1 pseudogene is annotated in these 894 nt (G+C 80.0%); it reads left to right on the forward strand.

From position 1 onward, the window contains the following. Positions 1-130: 130 nt before the first annotated feature. A pseudogene (locus B4M60_RS15640) lies at positions 131-894 on the forward strand (hypothetical protein); the annotation flags it as partial.

Below are 894 nucleotides of genomic sequence, written 5' to 3' on the forward strand. Positions count from 1 at the left end.
ACCCCGCGATCGATCGGGTGACCCGACTGGTCTCGCTGGCCCGGTCGCTGGCGGACGGCACGCTGCCGGAGGAGTCCGCGGGTGAGGCCGCGCGGGCGATCGCGGCCACCCAGCCGGCGCGGCGGCCCCGATGACCGGGGCGGTCCCGGAGAACCCGCCCCCCGACCGGGTGCTCCGGCTGCTCGGGTGGGCGGCCCGGCTCGTGGCGGCCCGGGACGCGATCACCACCGCCCGGGACGCGCTGGCCTCGTCGCCCACCCGCTCCCCCGCCCTGACCGCGCTCGCCGACGCCCTCGACGGCGAGGCCCGCGGGCTGGCCGAGCTCCTCGCGGGCGTGTACCGGCTGGTCGAGCTCGCCGAGGACTCGTGGGACGACCTCGACGGCCCGGACCCGCTCCCCGAACCCGCCCGGTCGCGCCTCCGGGCCTCGCTCGACCGCGCCGCGGACAACGCGTTGGCCGACCTCGCGCGCCTGGCCGGGCTGTCCCGGGGCCCCGAGGGCGGCGCCGGCCTCGACACCCGCGCCGCCGTCGCGGCCTGGGCGGACGCCACGCCCGACGAGGTGTACTCGAGCGTCGAGCACCTGAGCAGGGCCGACCGGCGCCTGCTCGCGCTGGCCGAGCCGGAGGCGGTCGGCGGGACCTACGGCGTGCCGTGGGCGGTGCGGGCCCGCGCCACCGCGGTGTCGGTGCGGCGGGCGCTGCACCGAGAGCAGCTGGCCGGGACCCCGTGGAGCCCGCGGATCGGCCGCCTGGAGACCATGGCCCGGCGGGACGGTCGCCGGCGCCGCTCGTTCGTGGCGTTCTCCGCCCACCGGGGCGGGCGGATGATCGAGGTGGTGGGCGAGCTCGGTCCGCGCACCGAGGCGGTCGCCGTCTACGTCCCGGGGACCGG

This window comes from Dietzia sp. UBA5065 (assembly GCA_002415925.1).
Taxonomy (GTDB): Bacteria; Actinomycetota; Actinomycetes; order Mycobacteriales; family Mycobacteriaceae; genus Dietzia.